Here is a 24,045-nt window from a genome sequence, read left to right on the forward strand (position 1 = left end):
GAGGCACAGCGGACGGTGCTGCGCCGGGTGGCCGACGGCAGCCTGCGGCCCCGCGAGAGCGAGGTACGGGTCAACCGCGCCCTGCACGTGCACCTGGACAGCGGCAGCGGCGGTGCCTCGTTCGCCTACGTGCTGGCGCCCGACGGCCGCGTGGACGTGCTCGTGTACGCCGTCAGCACGGCGCGCCAGGGCAACCGGTACAAGTGGGAGGGACACAGCAGCCGGTACAGCGACGGACCGCTGGACCTCGACGCGGTGCGCAACCACCCCGCACTGGTGTCCTCCCTGGCACTGGTGCGCGAAGCCGCGCAGCGGGCCGAGGCGGACGCGGCGGCGGCCCGGGCCGCCGCCGGCAAGGGCAGGGGCAAGCGCAAGGACACCGGGGCGGCCCCGGCGGCAGGGCCCGCCGAAGCCCCGCCGCCCGTGGTGGACGCCGACCTGTCCCGCCTCACCGAGGCACTGGTGAGCTATCACACCGCCCTGGCCGAGGAGAACGCGGCGCAGTCGGCCCACCACACCCGTGTGCTGCCCAGGACGCGGGCCCGGCTGGAGGAGACCCGCGGCGCCCTGCGCGACCTGGGGCTGGACACCGGGGCCTACGGGGAGTCCGTGATCACGCTGGACGCGCCCGGGCGGTCGGCCGGGCGCGGGCCGTCCACGGTGCGGGGCGGCGACGCGGACGGCGCGGAAAAGGCCGTCCCCGCCTCCCCGGTGCCGGACGGCCACCTTCCGCCGGCCCTCGACGTCCGCCCCCTGTTCGACGGTTCCGGCGCCGTCGTGGGACTCGACCTGGGCGACCCCCACGAGGACCGCGGGGACGCGTCCCGTCTGCTGACGCCGCCGGACGGCTTCCTGCTGAGGTTCACATTCGACCCGGGCGTGGCACCCGAGGCCCCCGCCGTGGTGGGCCACCGGGGCGGCGAGCGGGTGCGGCTGTCGCTGGACGCCTTCGCACAGCTGGCCGCCCGCAACCGCGTCGCGGACCGCCCGCTGTGGCTGGTGACGAACGACGGTGCCAGGTACGGCCTGGACCTGGCCAGGGCGGTGGCGGACCGGGCCGGCGTCACGGTGTGGACGCACAGCGGCCGGGTCGACCTGGTCGGCAACGCCTTCGGGGCCCTGGAGATACGCACCGTCCTGGACGCGGACGGCGACCTGCCCACGGGCCACTGGATGCGCGTCGAACCCGACCCGGACGCCTCGTCGGCCGTGCCCCGGAACCGGGGTGACGACCCGGGCGACCACGTCCGGTCGGTGACCGGCGAGCTGTTCCACTTCCGTACGCTGCTGATGACGCCGTTCGCGGACCTGCGCACCGGCCGTGTCATCGGCCACGTGTCGCTGAGCCCCCGCGAGCTGGCCCGGGCCGAGTCCGCCTTCCGTGCCCTGCCGGACACCACCTCCTTCCACGCCGGGCGGGCCACGGACGGGGACACGGGCGTCACCGGCACCAACCCGTGGGGCGGCGGCGCCCCCAGGCACTTCCTCGTCGCCCACGGCCCCGTCGGCGGGGCCACCGTGCGCCTGCACACCCGGGACGGCCGCTCGGTGGAGTTCACCGGCGAGGAGACCGGGGCCCTGCTGCGCCGCCAGGCGGGATTCGAGGCGTTCCGGCGCGGCGCGGTGGACCGCGTGGACAGCGCCGTGGTGACCGTCGTCTGCTACACCGGACGTCCCGGCGCCCTGACCGAGACGCCGTACGTCCAGGGCCTGGCGGACAGCCTGGGGATGCCGGTGACCGGACCGACCGGCGCCGTCGGCTTCCGGTCCTCCGGCCGGCTGTACGTCGAGCCGTTCCGCGGCCGGGCGGGCTGGCTGACCGCGCTGCCCGGCACGGCGGGCACCACGTTCCAGGGCGACGGGACCGTCGACGTCCCCGACGGCACCGACGAGGCCTCCCCGGCCGGCGACCGGTCCGACGAGGACGTGGTGCGGCTGGCAGCCACACCCGGTACCCCGGAGGCGGAACGCCTCGACCACGCCCTGCTGGAGCCGCGCCCGGAGGCCGTGCCCAGCCTGGACACGCTCCTCGCCACCGGGGGCCCCGTGACCACCGGGGGCACCGCGTCCGCCGGGGGACCCGCCTCCGCGGCGGCCCCGCCCCCGGCCTCGCAGGAAGGGCAGACCGCGCCCGGTCCCGTCGCGCAGCCCGCGGAGGCTCGTCCCCCGCAGGCAACGGGGACGTCCGTGCCGTCCGCCGAGACGTCCGCGCGGGCCCGCGACCGCCGCGACGCCGGCCTGGTCTTCGCGCCGGCCGCCCACACCGTGTCCGCCGGCTTCCGGCACGGCACCGGCGCCGAGACGTACGCGTTCGCCGACGACCGGCTGCCGACGGCGATCCGCGAGGGGGTCCTGGCGCTGCTGCCGGAGCGGTCCGGAGAGCGGGCCGCCGACGCCCTGGCGGAGTACTTCGACAACGCCGGCCTCGCCGAAGTCCTGCGCCAGGCCGTCGCCGACCGGGTCTCCGTGGTGCTCGGGCTGCCCGGCGGCCCGGTGGCCGTCACCGTCCGGCTGCGGCTCGGCGACTGGACCCAGCTCACCGACCCGCACGGCGCACCCCTCGCCGAGGACACCGGCACCACCCCGTGGTCGAGCGGCGACCGGCGCACCCCCCAGGTGCTGGACTGGCGGGAGACGGCCTCGGCCAACCGCGCGGTCAACCACGGTGTCGACGCGGCCACCGCCCTGCCGTTCTCGCAGGCGCTCGCGCTCGTACCGCCCCTCGCCACGGCCGGCGCCGCACTGCGGACCCTGCTCGTCGGGTCCGGCAAGACCACCGACTTCACCGTCTCCTCCACCTTCGGCACCACCCGTACCCTCCGGCCGTCCTCGGACCGGGCCGTGGACTTCCGCTACGACGTGGGCGTCGACCTCGTGGTCCAGAGCCGCGGCCAGGACCCGCGGCGGTGGCAGACCGTCGTCGAGGGCTCCCTCGACGCCCGCCACCCGCGCGAGGCCGTACGCGAACTGCCGCGCCCCGACGGCGTACGGCACGCCACCGCCGCGCTGTGGCAGGAGTGGTCCGGCACGCCGGAGGCCGGCACCGCCGGGCTGCGCGCGGCCCTGGACGCCGTCCGGGACGGCCGCGCCCCGACGGCCGCCGCACACCACCACGGGGACCCGGCCGGCCGGGCGCCCCGCCCCGCCGCCGTCGGCGCGCCGATCGCCCTGCCGCCGGTCTCGTGGCTGGAGTCCGTCAGCGGCGCGGCCGAGTACCGGGCCGCCGTGTTCGCCGCGGTGGACCCGGCCCTGTCCGATCCGTTCTCCCCGGCCTTCGAGACGCTCGACGCCTTCGCCCGGGTGCGGACCCTGATGGCCGGACTGCACCAGGCCGCCGCCGGCGGATACCGGTCGGTGCCGGTGTTCTCCGGTACCGGCCGGCCCGACGCGGTCCGGGTGCGCGCCTCCTTCCACAACCCGCGCGTCGTGGCCGGCCTCGACGAGCTGACGCGGGCCGACGCGGACGACGTCCGCCTGGGCGCGGTCGGCGCGCCGGCCACCCAGTGGGACGCCTCCACCACCGGTGTCTCCGACGCCGTCTCCCTGGTGACGACCGCCGTGGGGCTCCCGATCCCGCTGCCCTCGCTGTCCTACGTGCGCACCGTGCGGTTCTCCCGGCCCGGCCAGCAGGCCGGCAGCGTGGAACTCAACCGGCTCCGTTACACCGACGAGCCCACCACCGTCGTCGAGTTCGACGTCCGGGTGGACACCCGGGGACTCGGCGGGCGCGGCGGTCCGGAGACCTGGCTCACCGCCCGGGTACGCATGCTCGTGTCCGACGCGGACCGCCTCGCGGTGCGGCGGCAGGACCCGGCCGCCCCCGAGGTGCTGGCCGCCACCGCCGCCACCCCCGACACCTCGGTCGCCGCCACAGCCGACCCCGACACCGCCGCCCGTACGGCCCCGGACCGCACCCTGCGCCTGCCCGCGCTGTTCCGCGACTGGCTGCCGCCCGCCAGCCGTGTCGACCACCTCGACGCGACAGCCGCCGAACGGGTGCGTCTGCGCGTGCTGGAACTGGTCCACGACCACTTCCCGGGCTTCCTGACGACCCGCGACCCCTGGGGAGACGTCCCCGCCCCCGAGGCCGCGGGCCCCCTGCTCCGGCGGCCCGCGGCGCCGGAGCGGCACCAGGTGCGCAACCAGCTGATCCTGGACGAGGCCCTGAGCGAGACCGGCCTGACCCGCCGTATGCACCACCTCGCCGGTCAGGGCCATGCCCTGGTGCTGACCCGCCCCGGCCCGGCCGGACCGGAACACATCAGGGTCACCGTCCGCGCCGCCTTCGACCCGGACGACTTCGCCTACGTCCGTTCCCGGCGCGGGCAGATGGACGTCTACTACGGCTCGTACTACGACCTGACCAGCTCGGCGACCCGGCTGTGGAAGCTCGCCGCGGGCGTCGAAGTGCCGCTGGCCGGGCTGCTCGCGGACACGGCCGCGGACGCAGCCGGCGGCCGTCTCGCGCCCGGCGCCAGCTGGAGCGGATCGGTCACCGAGGCCGGCGGTTTCCACGCGGGCGGGGCTTCCGGCGGCGGATCGCTGTGGGTGTCCGAGTTCAGCGGACCCGTACGGTTCGACGTCACCGTGGAGCGCCTCACCGGCCGGGGGGAGACGGCAGCCGATCCGGTCTCCTCCGGACCGTTGCCGGTCCGGGCCGGACTGCTCGTCTCCGAGGACCTGGTCATGGAGGACGACGGCGACGGCCGCGCCGTCCGGACCCTGGACCTGGAGAGCAGGTTCGACGACACGGGTGCCGCCGTCCGGACACCGCGTCCCACCAGCGGTGGTCCGGCACCCACCTGGACCCCCGGGGACGGCCGCCTGCCGCAGGACACCCTGCACATGGTGCGCACCGACCACCTGCTGCCGCACATCACCGATCTGCTGCGGCAGGCCGGCGTGCCCGTGCTGGCCCCCCTCGACGAGGCCTCGCTGCGCACCGCCGTGACCGGACTGGCGCCCCGGGTACGGGACTTCGCCGGAGCCCCGTACCCGCTGTGGACCCGACCGGTCGGCCGCAGCTCCCTCGGCCTGCCGCAGTGGGCGGAGGTGTCGGTGCGGGCCACGGCAGGCCCGCTGACCGCGCTCGGGGAGAGCGGGCACGCCTACCACTACGACCACACCCTGGGCACCGCCCTGGTCCGGCACGTGGAGACCGACGACAGCCTGTCCCTGTACGCGTCCGTCGGCACGTCCCTGTCCTTCGCCCCCGGCACGTCGGCGGACGGCGATCCCGTCGAGGGGCAGTTGCCGGACCTCAACCGTTCCGGGCCCGAGTTCCGGCACACGCGCCGGGGCCGGGTGTCCGGGGACCGCACCGCGAGCGGGCAGAGCGACCGGGTCGACCTCACGACCGGCGCGCACGTGTGGGCCGACGCACCCGTCACGTTCCACGTCACGGTGCGCCGCTGGACGGAGCGGCAGGTCGGTCTCCTCGGCCGTTCCAGCTCCCGGCGGACGGCCGAGCGGGAGGTCACCGGCGACCCGGTGACGGCGCCCGGACTGGCGCTGCTGCAGCGGGAGACAGCCCTGGACCGCGGGCTCGTGACCGCCCCGGCCGAAGCGCAGGCGGAACCGGCCCAGGAGCAGGAACCCGTACCGGCCCCCGCCCGGGCGCTGGCCCCCGCCAACGTGCTGCGCGGTGACGGCTTCGACCACGCCGCGCTGCTCTCGGTCCCCGACCTGAGGCCGTTCGTCCGGGACCTGCTGCCCAGGATCCGCGAGCTGCTCTCCCCGGAGCACGCCGAGGCGGTGGCGGCCGAGTTGTGGAAGACGGCCGCCCACCAGGGCACCAAGGCCCTGCTGGAGACCATGCTGGCGGGCCTGCCGATCCTGGTGCCCCACCGGAGCGGACTGTGGACGACGACGGCCCGGGTCACCCTCACGGCCAGGCTCACCCATCCGCGGGCGCTCGGCCAGGAGCCCGGCGGCCACGTCCTGGAAGGCCGGAGCCAGCGCGCCGTCGAGCGTGCGAGCACCCCGCTCCAGGACGGTGCCGGGCAGCCCGCCCTCGCCGACCAGCTGGCCCTGATCGACTCCGACGCCCCGCAGCGCGCCGTGTCGGGCTTCGTCCCCGCGGTCGGCCAGGCCGCCACTCCGGGCGGACAGGCGCGAACCGGCCACCGTACGAGCACCGGTTTCCAGCACGCCGCCCGCCCGTGGACGACCGCGTTCGACGTGGAGATCACCGCCGGCCTGGACCTGCACTGGGCGCTCAGCGCGTCCTCGCCGGCCATCGGCATCGGCCTGCCGCTGATCGGACGGCACCAGTACCACCGGCTCGCCACGCAGGTGCTGCCCGACTCCCTCCGCCTCGGCTACCGGGAAGAACTCACCCAGCCCCGGCCGCTTCCGGCCCCGCGCCCGCCGGCCCTGGTGGTGCCGAAGGCGCCGGTCGAGTACACACGACAGGGAGTGCGCCTGACCTCGGAGCCGCTCCGGGAGGCGTACCTGGGCACCGTCGGCGACCTGGCGGCGCTGCGGGCGGCGACGGAAGGACTCTTCGCGACGCGCGGGCCCCGCACGGGAGCCTCCCCGGCCGCCAACTCCTGGCAGGGTGGTCTCTTCGTGCTGCGGTCCAAGATCGCGGCGATCTTCAGCCCGCCCTACCTGAGCCGGTGGTTCCTCGATCTCGCCGCGCAGGGCACCCTGCACGAGCCGGTGACGGTGCCGGGCACCAGCGCCGACCTGCCCGGACACCTGGAGATCAGCGCGGACATCCGGGGACTGCGGGCGTCGGCACCGCGCGAGGACGGCGACGGCACGCTGCCCGGCACGACCGTCCAGGACGCCCAGGGCTCCCTCAGGGGCGCCGCGGGTACCGCCGGTTCGGGTGCCCGGATGGCACACGCGGCCGGCGGGTCAGCGGTCACCGGCGGGGCCTTGGTCCGGCAGGGGGACCGGACGTTCTCCCGGGTGGAGGCGACCTCGATCACCTGGCACATCGTCCACCGCCCGGCGACCGGCAGACCGCGCGCGGTCGACGTGACGGTCAGCGACGAGGCGGCCGTCTTCTACGTGCCCGTCGAGAACCTGGAGGCGCTCCTCGCCCGGGACGGCGGAGAGGACAGGTCGCGGCCCGCGGCGGACAAGGGCAAGGCGCGACAGGAGCAGGACGACGAGCAGGAGGCGGAACGGCCGCCGGGCACCGTCCGGGTCTCGCCCGACGAGGAGATCGCGGCCCGGGAGGAGCACGCCTCCGCGAACACCGAACTGTTCCGTGCCGAGTCGGCGCTCAGGGCTCTGGAGGAGCACAGCAGCACGGGTGCCCACCCGGCGGCCGTCGAACGCGTGGCGGCCGCCCGCCGCCGCGTGGCGGACGCGGAGGCCGCGACGGCGGACCTGGAATCCGGGTCCACGATGGAGCCGCTGACGGAGGAGCAGCTCCGGACCCGGCCCCGCCTGCTGGGCGGCACCCCGCTGGGCGGATTCCGCGAGCCGGACGAGGACGTCACCAGCCACCGGATCGTCTCCGACGCGGGCACCGTCGTCGGCCGAGCCTACCACAACGAGCAGGACTGGGCCGACCGCGCGCGGCACTGGGCCGCCTACGACCCCGCTTCCGAGGCCACCTACTTCCAGACCGGGCAGTGGGACAAGACCGAACGCCCGGCTCCGTGGACGGGGGACAGGCAGTACTTCCTGTCGGCGCACGGGAACGGCGGGATCCTCGCCGTCGAGGACGCCACGGGCAGCCAGCGGTACCTGTACGGCGCACAGGCGGCGCAGATGCTGCGCCGGCGTCCCAGCCTGCGGGCACTGCGGGCGCAGAACCCGCAGGCGGGCGTCGTCATGGTCGCCTGCGGGGCCGGCGCCTTCGACGACGGCCTCGCCCAGCAGTTGGCGGACCACCTCGGCGTCACCGTGTACGGGCCGACCACGTCCGTCGCCATCATGCGCACCCCGGGGGAGGCCGCCCGCCCCTGGCTGGACAGCGACGAGGGCGACGCCGAGTACCGCACCTTCCGCCCCCGGCCCGACGCCGCGACCACCGTGTCCTTCGCCGACGGCTCCAGCGAACTGACACCCGACCAGCTCACGGTCGTGGACGACCTGGCCGTCGATGTCGTCCGGTCCGTGCTGTCCGGGATCGGCACACCCTTGCTCAAGCCCGTCGTCACGGTCACCGGCTACGCCCCCGGCAGCGGCACGGACCTCCAGGGGATCGCCACCGCCCAGACCCGGGCCGACAACGTCTCCACGGCCGTCCGCAACGCCCTCGCCGACCACTTCACCGCCCTCGGACAGGACGGCGCCGAGCGCGCGGCGGGCGTCGTGGTGCTCGCGCTCTCCCGGGGCCGGGACGTGCCGGACGAGGACCTGGCGGGAGCCCAGGACCCGGCCGCCCTGCTGCACCGCGCCACGGTCACCGTCCACGTGCCCCGCACCCCCGCACCGGCGCCCCGGCCGGCCCAGGACGTGGCGGAGGACGAGGACGAGTTCGGGTACGACCGGGACCTGGAGTACGGGTACGGGTACCGCCGCCCCGACCCGCGGCTGCTCAACGCCGCGCCCACGGAAGAGGGCGAGCCGCTGTCCCACCGGATCGTCTCCGACGCGGGCACCGTCGTCGGCCGCGCCTACTTCGGTACGGCCGAATGGGCGGACCGCGCACCCGCCTGGGCGCTGTACGACCCGGCCACGACCGGTGTCTTCATGCGGCAGCGGCTCCCGTACGACCCGTTCGTCCGGGAGCCCGCGCCGTGGTCCGGCGCCGGCCACTACTTCGTGTCGTCGCACGCCGACGCGGCCTACCTCGCCGTCGAGGACGCGGCGGGCCGGCAGCGGCCCCTCTTCGGGCCCGAGGTGGCCGACATGCTGCGGCGCCGGCCCAGTCTGCGCGAGCTGCGGGCGCGGCACCCCGACGCGGGTGTGGTGCTGGTCGCCTGTGAGGTGGGCGCCCATGACGACGGCCTCGCCCAGCAGGTGGCCGACCACCTCGGCACGACGGTGTACGCGCCCACCGGGGAGGTGGACCTCAGCGGAATCGCCGAGCACGGTACGCCCCGGCCCTACGTGAAGGTCGGCGACAACGCGGCCCCGGGCGACTACCGCACGTTCCGGCCCCGGTCCGCCGTGGCCGCCACCGTGGTGTTCCCGGACGGCTCCGGCGAGGTGCCCGCCGACCAGCTGCCGGTGGTCGAGGGGCTGGCCGCCCGGGTCGCGCCGGACGCCGTACCGGGGTTCTCCGACCCGCTGCTGCGGCCGGTGGTCACCGTGACCGGCTACGCGGCGGGCACCGGTGCCGACGGACTGGGCCTGGACGCCGGCCGCCGCCGTGCCGAGGCGGTCGCCGCGCTGCTGCGTGCGTCCTTCGCCCGGCGTGCCGCCGCGCTCGGGTACGAGAACACGGGCACCAGGGAGCCCGTCGTGGTCCTCGCCGTCTCCCGCGGCGGGGAGCTGTCCGAGGACGACCTGGCCACCGGGCAGGACCGGGCGGCCCTGCTCAGCCGCGCCACGGTCACCGTGCACGTTCCCCGGGTGCCGCACGCCGGGGAGGACTTCCAGGACGACTTCCAGGAGGACTTCGGGGACGAGGACCTGGGCGAGATGTCCTTCGGAGCCCCCGGCGGCGCCGACACCGACAGTTCCGACGAGGAGTTCTCCGGCGGCACACCGCGCGGTTTCCGCCCGCTCGCCGCGCGGCCGGACGCCCTCCTCGCCGGGACGTCCGCCCTCCCGCCCACCGAGGTCGCGGAAGCCACCGGGACCCCCGAGGTCGCGGAAGCCACCGGGACCGAGGCCGCCGGGACCGTGGCGGCAGCCGACGCCGCCGAGATCCTCCGGCCCCGCCTCGAGTACCCCTGGTACCTCGACCACGGCCCGCTCGGGCACGCCTCCGTGAGCGGTACCGGCAGCTTCGACGACGCGGGCGCCCGTGACTTCGCCCGGCAGGTCGCCGCCGGGCTGCCGGACCGGAACCTCGCCGGTGACGTCGAGACCGCGCTGCACACCCTGCTGGCCACCACCGACCGGCACGCCTGGGAGGACCTCCTCACCCACGGCGTGACACTGGTCTCCCACGGCCGGCTGGTCTGGCTGCGTCCGCTCCTCGCGGAGCTGCGTCCCGCCGACGAGCGGGAGTCGGCCGTACGCGAGTACAGCGTCCGGTTCGCGACGACCAGCGGCAGCGGGGAACGCCACCGCGAGCGCACGCTCGGCGCCGACTCGGCCCTGCTGCTCGGCTTCAGCACCGCCTCCGCCGTGGCCTCCGCGATGATCCTCGGCGTACCGCAGCTGCGGGCGGAGTCGGCCGCCCGGCGCTCCGAGACCCAGCGGCGCAACGCCATCTCGGGCCGGACGCTGTTCATCGGCGGGACCAAGCCGTTCCTGGCCGGGGTGCGGGTGGACGTCTACGTGGACGGTGTCCGGCACCGCCCCGACGCCGTCCACGACCGTGGTCTGCGGGTGGAGTTCCCCGGCGAGTACACCGGCGTCGACGCGCCGCGTCCCCCCATGGACGAGCCCGCCGCGGCGCTCCCGCCCGGCGAGGCCCGGCTGGGACCGGACCGGGTCGTGCTGAACGCCGTCGACATGGGGCCGCTGCTGGCGGCGCTGCACCGGGCGGTGCTCGGGGCCGGGACGGGCGCCGGCACGGCCGAACGGTTCATGACCGAGGCGCGGGAACTGCTCAACGAGCGGGCCGCCCGCACCCGCGGCCGGTGGTGGATGACCAACGGCGACATCTCCGGGGAGATCCATGTGCCCGGCGCCGCCGGACGGCGGTCGTTCCGCGGCCGGCTGCGGGTGCGGGCCGAGATCGACGCCCTGGAGTTCGCCGGGACCACCGACGGCGTCCAGATCCGTGAGGACCTCGGCGGCGGTACGGCCCGGGGGGTCGGCAGGTCGGGCAGCGGCAGCGCGGGCATCTCCTTCGGCTACAACGCGTACGGCTTCGCCATGCCGGTCACCGACGGGGCCGCCGACCCGGCCGCCAAGGGCCTGCTGCCCCTGTTCGGCGTCGGCTTCGACCGCGGCACCGGCGCCGGCCTCACGGTCACCTCGCAGACCCTGGGCCACACCGTCCTCAACTTCCGTGAGACACAGGCCCGCTACCGGGCCCGGCTGCGGCTCACCGTCACCGTCGACTCCCCGACCCACCCGCGCATCGGGACGGTGTCCGAGACGGCCGAGGCGGAGATCGGGCTGCCCTGGCGGGACGGGCGGGGCGCGGCCGGCTTCGAGCAGCGGGTGCTGGGCGCCGTCCGCACCCCCGGCCTGGAGCCCGACGCGGCCACGGACCGGCCTGAACCGGTGCAGACCTCCGCCCCGGTTCGGGAACTGCTGCGGCAGTCGGGCACCGCGCCCGTACGGTCGATGGAGCCCCCGCGAGAGCTGCACCCCGCCCACAGGCGGGCGCCGGAAGCGGTGGACGGGGCCCAGGAGGGGCCCGCCGAGCCGCCGGCGCTGGCCGCGCGACGCGGCCTCGGCTTCGCCATGGCCGTGGACATGGCGGGCTCGGAGGTCGTCCTGGACCAGCTGAGCTGGGCACTGAAGCAGATGGTGCCGTCCGCGGTGCGGCGCTCCGCCGACTGGGCGGCGGTGGAGGCGCAGCTCGGCCTGCACTTCGGCAGGCCCGCCCTGGAGGGCAGGCTGCCGCTGGAGGAGACCGTGCACATGGTCACCGTGGGCGGGGAACGCTACCGCGCGTCGGTCAAGGCGATCCTGCTCGACCGCACGCCCGGGCGCAGCTACTCGATGACCGTCAACGCCCGCGCCGCCCGTACCGAGACGGTGACGGGCCGGCGGGGCACCGAGTGGAGCGCCGAGGCCGGCGCGGGCGGCGGCGTGCTGGTGCCGCTCGGCGGCTCCACCCGGCTGCGGGTCGGCGGCATGACGGCCCGTGGCGGTTTCGAACGGTCCGAGGAAGAGCAGTTCACCACGGCCAACACCGTCTACCGCCGGACCGAGGTCGAGGGCGAGGTCGACGAGGGGGTCTACCGCACGGTCTGGGAGCTGTCGCTGGGCCCGGAGCGCCCGGACCGGCGCCGTCCCGCGGAACGCTGGTGGATCGAACGGCCGTACCTCACCACCACGATCGTGGTGCCCCGGCACAACGCCCCCGCCGAGCCGCGCGACCCGGCCCGGATCGCCGAGCTGGGCCGCACCACCTACCTGCGCGCCTGGCCCACCGGGCAGCCGGAGGTCGACTTCGCGCGGGGCCACACCGGTGGCGTGTACCCCGCCTTCCTCGCCATGCCGCAGCTGACGCACCTGGCGGCCACCGGCTACGCCCGGCTCGCCGGACTGCCCGCGGGATGGCTGGCCGACTCCGCCAACTGGCCCGCGGAGCTGTCGGCCCTGACCGATTCCACCGCGCTCGCCGCCCGCCTCGGTGTCCTGACCGGCCCGGACGGACACGGCACCGTGCTGCCCAAGCGCGACGGCTGGAGCTACGAGGTGCGGCTGCGGCTGCGCGCGTTCTCCGGCAAGGACCTGGGCAGGACCGCGGGCGACACGGAGATCGAGCAGTACGCGCAGTCGACCGACCGCTACGCCCGCGCGGAGAAGAGCGGCTGGCAGGCGGGCCTGAGCGCGAACATCGGCCCGCAGTTCGGCGTCGGGGCCCTCGCGAGCGGCGGCGCGCACCACGAGGGCGGCTCGGTCCTGGCCCGGCAGGAGGGCGAGGAGACGGCCCCCGCCCACGGGAGCCACGGACAGGGCGGAACGGGGCTGCGCGCCGTCGCGCTGGCCCAGGCCGGAGTGCGCTGGGGACGGGGCCGCGGCCGGGAACGGATGCGGGGCGTGGTGGAGATCAGCCGCGCCACGTACCGGGAGGAGACGCACGTCGTCGAGGCGACCCCGGTCCTCCAGGTGCTGGTGCGACGCACCAAGGGCGGCAAGCAGGAGGAGTTCGTCCGCTATCTGCGCGTCGAGCACGGGCTGGAGATGCTGGTGCCCGAGCGCCGCGTGCCCGACCTGCTGCCGCCCCCCGCCGAGCCGGCGACCGCCGGGCCCGGGACCGCGGGTGCCTCCGAGGACGCCGCCCGGACCGTGCCGGACGACGCGCCCCAGGCCGGCCCCTCGCACCTCGCGCGGACGGAGAGCGGCCCCGCTCCGACCGAGCCGCCGCAGTCCGCACCGGAGCCCGGACAGGTGCGGGCCACGCCGGGGGAGTCCACGGCGTCCACGCCCGGCGTACTGGCCCGCACCCACCTCCTCGGCCGCCCCCTGCCCGGCGCCGCCCACGTGGAACGGCTGCGCGCCGACGACGTCCTGAAGACGATCGTGGCGCGGCTGGAAGGCCGCGGCGTGCTCGGCAGGAAGGGGTCGGCCCGCGAGCACCTGCTGCGGGCGCTCGGCGTCACCTTCTCCTCGGACGCGCTCCAGACCCAGTACACCGCCCTGACCGGTACCGGTGTCGCCCGCTGGTTCCCCGTCAGCGGCCCCTTCGGCAGCACCCGGTACGTGTGGGTCATGGTGACCGCCGACCTGGCCGCGCCGCACGCCCACCGCTCCCGCCCGAAGGTCAGGCTCACCCTGCGCTCGGAAGGGGTCACCGAGGAGAAGAGCGGCAGCGAGCGTTCCTTCCACGCCGGTGCCGGCCTCAGCACCCGCACCCGCATCGGCGACCACGAAGGCCACGGCGGCACCGAGATCGAGGCGTCCTACGGCATGAGCCGGGAGCGGTCGCACGAGACCGCCCGCCAGGTCGTCGACATCGCGCGGGCCAACACCCGGGAGGGCTCGGAGGAGTTCGAGCACCACCTCACCTTCCGTATCCGGCTGGGTGCGACCACCGAACCGCCCGCCGCGCTGGCGGTGCCGGCGCAGGCCGTGCGGGACGCGGCCCTGCGCGTGGCGGCGCTGCTGCGCGGTCGCGGCGCGGCCCGCCGGAGCGACCCGGTGCGGGTGTGGACCTGGCAGGACGACGGCCTCGGCGACCACGCACCGGTCACCGGCGACGTACGGCTGCTCGTCCCGACGCACCTGACGCTCCCCGTGGAACAGCCGGTGCCGCCGGTCGTCGCACCGGTGCGGCCCCAGGGGACGCCTCGCTGGACGGCGCCGGTCGAGGACCGGCCCGCGCCGCCGCCGGAGGCGCTCACCGACTACATCCACGCGTGGGACGTGCCGGCCGCGCACGCCGTGCAGCGGTGGGCCAAGGCCGCCGCGCTCACGTCCGTACGCGAACCCGACCTGGACCGCCCGGAGACGTGGGGGCTGACCGGCCTGGACCCCCTGACCACGGCCGGCATGAACTACGACCACCACACCTCGTCCACGATGCTGCGCGCCAACATCGCCGAGCTGCTGCAACACCGCTACCGGGTGCCGGTCGGCGGACGCACCGTCATCGTCGGCTTCGAGCTGACCTCGGCCAAGGTGATCGGCCCCGTCGAGGGCGTCGAGTTCAAGGCGCGCCGGTACCAGCAGGACCACACCAGCCCCAAGAGCGAGCAGAGCAGCTCCCGCGGCGGTGTGATCTCCCTCGGCCCCGAGGCGGGCGGCAGCGCGGACGGGCACCGCGTCTTCGACCGGCTGGGCTTCGACGTGTACGGCGTGCGCACCGGCCACAAGGAGGGCTTCGAGGCGGGCGGTACCCATGAGGAGAACCGGGAGGCCACCCGCCGCTACCGCCACCACGAGCTGGGCGTGACGGCGGTCGTCCAGCTGGAGAACGGTGCCCGCCGGGCGCTGCGCATCGAGGTGCCCGGCGGGCTGTACGCCATGCTCCCGCTGGACCGCGACGGGCGTCTGGCCGGCGGACTGGAGCAGGCCCTGCCGCACCTCTTCCCGCCGCCCCGGCCCACCGGCGTCCCCCGGGGCCCGGCGCTCGGCGAACCCCTCGACGTGCACCCCGCGGCCCGGACCATCGGCATTCCGCGTGCCGGACTGCCGTACGTCCCCGAGGTCGTCCGGACCCTGCGGAGCCTGGTCGGGCAGACCGGACGGAGCGTCCCGGAGACGGTCTGGGCCCAGTTGCCGCAGCGCCTGCTCAGCAACTACCGCTATCTGGTGCCGGGCGAGGGCGCGTTCGCGAACGCGGGCCTGCTCGTCCCGCTGGGCGGCGTGGAGGCGCTGATCACGCTCGACCCGCGGGACCCGAGGACGGTCACCCGGCCGGACGGGTCGTACGACGGTCCCTCGGCGCTGGAGACCATCCCGGAAGAGCCGGGGCCGGGGCCGGAGTCGGGGCCGGAGAACGCCGTGTCCGGCGAGTCCGGGGCCGACGTGCCGTCCGGCCCCCTGGGCCTGGTGCCGACCCGTGACACCGCCCCCGAACCGTTCCACGCCAACCAGGCCATCAACGCCTCCTACCTGACCGGCGCCCACGTGGAGACCCACGCGGGCCCGACCGGTGCCACACGCGCCGGGATCTCCCTCTCGTACGGCATCGGCCTCGGCCCCGGCGTGCTCCAGGTCGCCCGGGTCGGCGCGGGCGTCTCCGGCACGGCCAACGCCTCCAGCCGGTCCACCAGCCGGGTGGGCGACGCCGAGGGCGGTCACGTGGAGCTGGCCAACGCCGACTCCACGATGGTCGCCTACCGGCCGCACTGGACGGTGCGGGTCCGCACGGAGGCCCGGCGCCGCTGGGAGGACGTGCCGCCGGTCCGGGTCGCGACCGAGGGCGACCACAGGCTGCTGCTCTACGTGCCCGAGCACTACCTCCAGCAGGCACCGGAGCAGGTCGTCGCGACGGGCACCGGCGGTCTCGAACACCGGCTCCCGGCCGTGTACTACGCGTCCGGCCTCACCGGCCTGCCCGCCCTGTTCGACCGGATCGTCGCCGCCGCGCACCAGCAGGGGCTGGAACTGCCGGTCGGCAGCGTGCCCCGCGACGAGCTGCTCCAGAAGCTGTGGAACCTCGACGCCCACCTGGACGAGGCCGTCGGTGACGCCGCCGGCTACGCCTTCGCCCTGCACGACCGGCACGGCAGGCCGGTCGCGACCGTCCAGGTGCGCACGGTGCGGTACTCCCGCGGCACCCGGGTCGGCGCCACCAGCGAGAACGCCCCGATCGAGAACGTCAGGACCGCGATCGACGGCACCAGCGGCAGCCACACGATCGGCAACTCCACCACGGTCAGCCTGCCGTCGGCGGAACTCAACCTGGCCCCGCTGCCGTTCACGCACCCCGACTTCGGCCTGGGTGTCAGCGCCGCGCTGGCGATGACGTGGTCCAACTCCGACGGCAACAGCGCCGGCCGCACCGGTCTGTGGGTCGTGGTGCCCCGCTTCACCAAGCACACGAACGCCTACGAGCTGGAGTTCCTCCACTACGCCCTGGTGGCGGTGCGCGGTGACGCGGAGCCGGTCGCCACGCCTTCCGTCCTCGGCCGGGGCCTGGTGCGGGTCCGGGAGACCGAGGCGTACCGGCACGGCCTCCCGGTGGACGAGGAGGCGCTGTCGACGGACGACGAAGCCGCCACGGACGCCACGGACACCCCGGGCGCGGGGGCCGCCGAGGCCGCGGCGCTCACTCCCGCGCCGGCGCGGACCGTGCCGTACGAGCCCGACCGGATCCGCGGCACCGTCCCCCGCCCCGACGAGCACGTCGACGTACCGCCGCACGTCGCCGAGGGCCGCGGCATCGGCATGGGCATCGTCGAGTTCGAGGAGGGCACGGTGCGAGCCCTGCGGGACGGGCTGGCCCGGGAACTCGTCCGGCTCGGCTTCCTGCCCGCCGACGAGTCGACGCCGCTGGCCGGCGGGCGCTGGTGGACGCAGGCCGACGAGCTGGACAGCCTGCTGGAGAACCAGGAGAAGCTGAACAAGTGGATCTCCCTGCGCGGACTGGAGTCGCACTACGACCAACTGCACCAGTCCGGCCTGGTCATCACCATGTACCGGCGCCGTGGCGCCCTCGGCACCACCCTCGACCTGGACGCCGTCAAGATCACCCTGCGCGCGTCCAGGTCCGAGGAGAGGACGCCGGAGTACCTCGGCGCCACCGACGAGGTGGCCGTGGTGAACCTCGCCATGGGCATGGACACCGGCGGCCATTCCAGCGGCGGCAGCAGGTCGGTCGGGCTCAGCTTCCGGCTCAAGGGCCTGACCGGCCACCTCAGGGGCGCCGTCACCGGCTTCGACGTACGGCGCTCGGTGGGCGCCACCGAGGGCGTCTCCTACCTCAACAACCGTCCCGAACTGCTGGAGTACCCGGGCACCGTCCACAAGCACGCCCTGTACATCGACCTCACCGCGACCCTGGAACTCCAGCACAGCGGTCTGCGGGGCCGGATCCGGCCGGGTGCGCGCGACCCGCGGCCGATCACGCTCTCCGGGCAGCGGACCATCGCCTACCTCCCGCCGCTCGGCGGTCTCGACCACCCCGGCACGACGTCGCTGCGCCGCACGCCCGCCTCGGTGCTCGACCGTGCGGTGGTCTACCACGTCGACGTCACCGGCCTGTACGACGCGGCCACGACCGTACTGGGCGAACTCACCGGCCCGCAGGGGCACGCGGACCAGGAACTGACCTCGTCCCTCAGCACCACCTACCTGCGGGCCCACCTGAAGGAGGCGCTGAACGGGCGCTTGACCAGCGACCATTTCGTCGACACCGGCTTCCGCGACACCTTCGGCGCGATCGACGTACGGGGCCGCATGGGACGCTCCGTGTTCGCCGGGGCCACCCCGGACAAGTTCGTCCTGGGCGTGATCAAGCTGTGGATGACCCAGACCAACGCCACCGACACGTCGTCCGCGGGCGTGTCCTGGGCACAGGCCGGCGTCACCGTCGGCGGCGCGGCGGGCGACGTGTCCGTCCAGGGCGAGGCCGGCGCCTCCCGGAACTGGCAGTGGAACACCTCCGCGAGCCAGGGCCGCACCGGCGCCAAGGAGCTGATCCAGCTCGACTTCAACCGGGCGTACGCCTACCGCACCGAGGTGGACTTCGAGGTCCGCAGCCGCCTGGAGAAGACAGCGAAGCTGCTGCCGGGCACCCACCGGTCGGACCGGCAGGAGGTCACCGGCCGCACCGCCCTCTACCTGCTGTCCGAGCCGGACGCGCTGGAGCAGTACGCCAGGGACGTCCTGCCGGTCTCCGACCAGCAGCTCGTCGACGTCATGAACCGCTGGTACGACGGAAAGGTCAGGCTCAGCGGCAACACGGTCGCGGGCGTCCTGTCGCGCTGGGTGCTGGACGCGCCCGACGGCCCCGACGCCCCGGAGGCACTCGACGCGCTCAAGGCGAGCCGCCGGGACCTGGCCGGCCTGCTGGCCCGGCTGCACGACAACGGTGGCCTGCCGGTACTCGACGAGCGGACCCGCACCGCCTTCAACCGTCGCTTCCGGCACGACCTGAGGGAACCCGAGAGCCGCTTCCCCGACGTGGGCTTCCCCGAGTACCTGACCCGCCAGGACCGCGGCGGCCGGATCCTCGGCCACAGCGGGGTGCACGCGTTCGGCTACGACGACGGCCGGTCGACCTACGACATCGTGCGCGAGCTGGTGGACCGGGTCGCGCCCGGACTGCTGACCTCCCGGCCGGAGCTGTGGACCGGCGACGGGCGCAGGATCGGCCGGCTCCAGGCGAACTTCCTCCAGTCCCTGCTGGCGGAGGGCCGTGACTCGGCGATGCTGGAGGACCTGCTCTCGCCCCACGGCCACACGTTCCACCTGGTCGCCCCCGAAGGCTGGCTGACGACCGGCATCGTCGCGATCAACCTGTCCGTCGCCCTCAAGGCGGGACCGGAGGTGCGTGACTTCCGGCCCGAGACCGGCCTGGAGAACTACGGGCACGGCTACACCAGCACCGCGGCCGGCACCTCACGGGACGTCTCCCAGGCCCTCACCGCGGGCCGGCTCGGCGCCGGCGAGGCGCACACGTCCCACAGCGGCGGGATCGGCGTCGGACAGGGAGCGCACCGGGGCGTCACCCGGGCCGAGACGGGCACCACGGAACAGACGGCGTACGCGTGGAACGGCACCTATGTGGCCCGCTTCCCCTTCGACCTCACCGCCACCGTCACCCTCCTCGACATGGCCGGCCGGCCGCTGAACAACCTGCTGGCCAGGTTCTCCCGCGTCCTGTCCACCGGCCGCCCCACCACCGGCACCACGACCGCCTCCGGCGTGCTGGACCTCCAGGTGCCGCGCGGACTGGCCGAGTTCCACCCGCTGTACGGACCGCGGACCGACCGCGACCTGCGGCCGCTGCCCCCGCTGCCCGGCGACGCGTACGTCACCGGCGTCCTGCTGGACGACGCGCTGCCGGCCGCCCTGCGGCTGATGACCCGGCTCTTCGGCCCGGACGCGGACGGCGCGCGGGTGCGCACCAGCCTCACCGTCCGGCAGCTGATGAGCCGCGGCCACCTGACCAACCACCTGCTCCCGGCCACGGCCGGCGGACGCCACCTGCTCACCGACACCCTCTTCGTGCCGGGCCACTCCTCACGGCGGGCCCGGCTGTACCTGGAGGGCGACCTGTTCGACCTGGAGGTCCTCGGCCCGGTCCACGGCACCGGCACCGGCCGCTACACCAAGCACCAGAGCGGTACGACGGCCAGCGCGAGCAACGACCGCTGGCGCCCCTCCGCCAGCGCGGGCACCTCCGCGGCGGGCGTCCTGGCCCCGCACGACCCGGCACGGACACCGGACGGCCACGCCTACCCGCCGTACACCGGGTCGGGCGGCGCGTCGGCGTCCTGGAACACCGGCAGCAACCTGGGCGGCGCGGGCACCGAGAACTACCGGCGCGAGCAGCACATCAAGCAGCAGGGACCGGTTCACCTGGTGCGGCTGCGCGGGCGTTACCGGCTGGTGGCCGAGAGCTACGTCCGGAACCTGGTGGGCCGGGCGACCACCGAGGGCGACACCCTGCACAGCGACCCGTTCACCGGTGACGTGTACGCGGAGCTGTTCCAGGCCGAGGTCGAGGAGCTGCTGGACCGGCTGCGGCGGACGCCCCTCCCGCCGGCCCTCGGCGCCGGGCGCTGGGCGGCCCTGGACCGCGCCCACGCCGTCGACCTCGGTGCGCTGATGGAGCAGGCCGCGGACGAACCGGGCATGACTCCCGCCCGGCTGCACCAGGCCGTGGCCCGCGGCGTCCGGGACGCGGCCGCCGGCCCGCTCGACGCGGCGGTGCTCCGCCTGGACCGCGCGGCCCTGGAGGCCCGCGCCCGGCGCACCGTGCTGCGCTGGGCGGTGGACACCCTCCGCGCCGACCTGGCCGCCGCCCGCTCGGCGGACCCCGGCGCCGGGACACCGGAGAGCCTGGCACGGTACGAGCGCCTGCTCGACGGCGGCCGGGAGGAGCCGCCGGGCACGGACACCTCCGGCACCGCCCGCCCCGCTGACGACTCGGTCGACGCCGTGATCAGGGAGGTGAACCGGGTCCGGGATGCCCTCACCGCCCGCGAGGACCTCCCCGCGCGCCCGGCCCGCCTGCCGCTGCTGGTGCCGTTCACCGCGCTGTCCGTGGACCACCTGGTCCGCGACGTCGCCCACGAGCTGAACCTGCCGGTCCGCGTCGACGTCACCGGCCCGGACGGCCGGACCGTCAGCCGCTGGGCGGAACCCTTCGGCCGCGTGTACCCGTTCGACCCCCGGACCCGGCAGGCGGACGGCACGCTGACCGCCGGGCGCGCCCAGGCGGCCGGCCTGCTCACCCCGTCGTCCCGCAGGGCGGTCGAGGAGCTGGGACTCGACGCGACCGCACTGGGCGCGCTCCACCGGGCGTCCTGGCAGCCGGGCCTCACCCTCGACCACGCGGTCCGCACCGAGGCCGAACGCCGTCTCGGCCCCCTCCACCCCGGCCTGCCCGACCTGCTGTACCGGGCCTGGGAGGCGGCGGAACGGCCGGTCACGGAGCACACGGCCGGTGAGGCCCGGCTGGTCCTGGACGCGCTGCGTGGCGCGGTCCGCGACGCCCACGACCTCGACGACGGCACGGCCGGCCGGCTGGAGGGGATCCTGACCCGAACGGAGGCACTCCTCACCCCGTACCTGACGGCCGACGACCAGGCCCCGCAGGACGGTCCGCGGCCCGAACCCGCACCCGGCGGTGCGGGCACGCCGAGCGGGCCCCGCGCGCTCACCGAACCGGACCGCGAGGAGGCCCCGCCGGTGCGCCCGGAGCCGTCCACCGGTCCGGCGGTGGGCCGGGACACGGACGCGGCACCGGGACTGCGGGACGACCGGGTCACGCTCGCCGACGACGAGGAGGGCGGCACGGAGGTACCGGTGACAGCCGGCGCCACGCCGGATGACGGCTTCGCCGTCCTGTCCTCCGCGGAGCCCACCGGCCGGTCGGTGCCACCGGAGCCGGTCCCGGGACCGGCGGTGGCGGAGCGTCGGGTCCTGACGCGGTGGCAGAGGAGCGTTCCGGTACCCGACCCGGTGACGGTCGTGACGGACGCCGGCGCCCTGGGCCTGGACTTCCGGCAGCCCGGTGCCCGTCCCCTGGACACGGTCGCGCCGGGCGGCGACGAGGGGGAGGCCGCCCTGTGGGACTCCGCCTCGGCACCGGTGCCGTTCTTCGTCCTCGCCGGCGGCACGCCCCGGTCCGTCCTGGTACGGACGGCGACGGACCCGCAGTCCATGCGTCCGGAGGAGTTCGCGGACCACCTGGCGGCGCGTGCCGACGTGCAGGCGCTCCCCGCCGACGTGCCCGTGGTGCTGGTCATGTCACACGGCGGCGCGGGCGGTCTGGAACTGCCGCGGCTCATCGCCGCCCGCACGGGCCGTACCGTGTGGTCGTACACCGGCAAGGTGCGGCCCGGGCTCTCGACGGACAGCGCGGGCCGGCCGACCGTGGTGACGGGCGGCGGCGGTCAGCCGGACGCACGGTGGCTGCGCAGCCTGCCCGACGATCTCGTCAGCCGGACGGGAGAGGCGCGCGCCGACGTGCTCCCGCCCGGGCCCGCGCGGCTGACGACGCTGCAGGGCCGGCCGGTCGCCGAGACGGACATCGTCCAGTACACGATCCAGGACGAGCAGAACAGGCCGCTGGGACGGGCCTGGGTACCGCGGGAGGACTGGGCCGATCCCTTCGGGAACCAGGCCACCAGGTTCGGGAGCCGGAAGTCCTCCCGGGTGCGGGACCGGGTCGACGGCAGCCGCGTTCCCCGGCCCGACTCGGTCCGGAAGCTGCCGTGGAAGCGTGACCTGCCGGGGGTCACCCCGTACTTCATGTTGGTTCACGGCGCCCCCGGGCACGTCATGGTGCCCACCACGGCCGGGACCGTGCGGGTGGACGGGACCAATCTCGGCCGGTTCCTGAAGCGCCGGCCGAGCTTCAGCCGGCTGCCGGCGGAGGCCCCCGTCGTCCTGGTCTCCTGCCTCACGGGTGGCGACGCCGCGCAACCGGGCCGCAACGTGGCGCAGATGGTGGCCGACGAAATCGGCCGCGTGGTGTACGCGCCGAGCAGCAGGGCGATCGGCACCCTGGAGCTGGTGGCAGAGAGCCGCGACGAGGTTCCGGAGTGGCGGACCTTCCGGCCCCGGCGGGCAGACGCCGACGGACCGGCGCGGGCGACCGCGTCGGAGGCGTCCGGCGGGGCGGCACCGGTGGAGCGGGCCGCGGCCGACGGGGAGCGGCACACCCGGCCGGTGCCGTCCGAGGCGGTGCCCGCCCCCCGGGCGCCCTCGGCGCCGGCGCGTCCGCCGGCCGCTGTGTCCCGGCACATCGTGCGGTTCGCCGAGCAGGCGGAGGGCCTGTCGGCGGAACAGCGGGCGGAGGCGCACCGGTTCGCGCGGGAGGTCGCGCACCAGGCTCTGGCGGACCACCGGTCCGGGCTGCCCTGGCCGCGGGTGCGGGTCGAGGCCGGGGGCAACGGCGGTGTGCTGCCCCTGCCGGGCCGGGCCGACGCGGCGATGCGGACGAGCCTGCGCCGGGGCGAGGCGGTCCTGGCCGAGCTGCGGCAGGTGGTGCAGGAGACGCTGCGGGAGCTCCAGAGCGGGGCCGGCACCGTCGCGGTCATGGACGACTCCCACTTCTCCGTGGTGCCACGGGGGCGGTCGGCGAGCCGTGACGCACCGCAGGACCCGGGTGTGAGCCGTGAGGACCTGCGCCGGCAGGCCGTCGTGACGGTGCTGCGTTCCGGTGCGGGGAACGACGAGACGGGGCGCGTCGTCCAGGCACCCACGGCCCGCGCGGACCTGGGGCTGTCGCTCGCACCGCCGAGTGACCGTGACGAGGTCGCGTGGCCGGCCTTCCACTCCGGACGCCCCGAGCCCGCCGACCCCGCGTCCACGTCCGCGCCTGCACCCGCGCCTGCCCGCCGCCCGGAGCAGCCCCCGGACCGGCGGCCCCGTTCCGGTACCAGACTCCGGCCCCGCAGCCGTCACCACGACGACCGACACCGAGGAGACCGATGACGAACGCCGACGACCCATGGACGGCGCCCGGCCCGGAACAAGCGTCCGGCACGCCACCGCAGGACGACTCCCGGGCGGCCGGTGACCCGCGCGACGCCCCCGGGATACCGCCCGACCTGCGCGCGGCCGCCAAGCGGGCACCCGATCACTGGCTGGGCATGGTGGACCCGGCGTGGTCCGGTGAGGGGCCGCCGCCGTCCTGGGCGGTGCGGGGGGAGTGGCGCACGGACGCGGCGGGCGAGATCGTCGAGTGGCGGGAGAACGAGGAGTACCGGGCCTCGCCGTCGGCCCGCGGCTGGCCGCCGCCGACCGACGAGGTCGACGAGGCCGTCCAGCTCGCGGTCACCGGCTACGGCCCGGCCGAGGAGGTGACACGGCGCCTGGCGGAGGCCGAGGTGGCCGTACCGGTCGATCCCGAGGGGCGCCCGCTCCTGGCCGCCACCCCGGACGGCATCCCCGTCATCCCCGTCCACACCTCCGCCGCGCAGGTCGACGCCCTGGGACGGCTGGCCTACGAGGCCGTGCCGGTCACCCTGCTGCTCGACCTCCTGGAGCCGGAGCAGCGCCTGCTGCTCAACCCCGGCGGCGCGGCGAGTCTGCTGCTGGAGACGGACGCGCTGAGGCGGGCGGCGGCGGGGGAACGGCCGGCGGTCTGACGCGCCGGGAGCCGGGGGAGGGGAGGAGCGCCGCCCCGGCTCGCCCCCGCGGCAGTCCGGTCGGCGCTGTCCTGTCCACGGTCCGACACCTGCCGGTCACCATCCGTCCCCTTCGGGTACG

At 75.9% G+C, this 24,045-nt stretch carries 2 protein-coding genes (1 of these 2 only partly in view); both read left to right on the top strand.

From position 1 onward, the window contains the following. Positions 1-23,268 carry the final stretch of a DUF8616 domain-containing protein gene (locus IEZ20_RS36230; RefSeq protein ID WP_189306767.1) on the top strand. Its footprint begins 26,370 nt before the window's first position, so only the last 23,268 of its 49,638 coding nucleotides appear in the window; its start codon lies off the left edge, out of view; it ends in the stop codon at positions 23,266-23,268. After that, positions 23,265-23,924 (top strand): type VII secretion system-associated protein, encoded by a 660-nt coding sequence (locus tag IEZ20_RS36235; RefSeq protein ID WP_189306769.1) that lies wholly within the window; start codon positions 23,265-23,267, stop codon positions 23,922-23,924. Before IEZ20_RS36230 ends, IEZ20_RS36235 begins: the two co-directional genes overlap by 4 nt. Positions 23,925-24,045: the final 121 nt, after the last annotated feature.

This window comes from Streptomyces cinerochromogenes (genome assembly GCF_014648635.1).
In the GTDB taxonomy this organism is placed as follows: Bacteria; Actinomycetota; Actinomycetes; order Streptomycetales; family Streptomycetaceae; genus Streptomyces; species Streptomyces cinerochromogenes.

What these genes read in the sequence shown, in the direction of transcription:
- IEZ20_RS36235 (WP_189306769.1), top strand. Translation starts at nt 23,265, where the DNA reads ATGACGAACGCCGACGACCCATGGACGGCGCCCGGCCCGGAACAAGCG.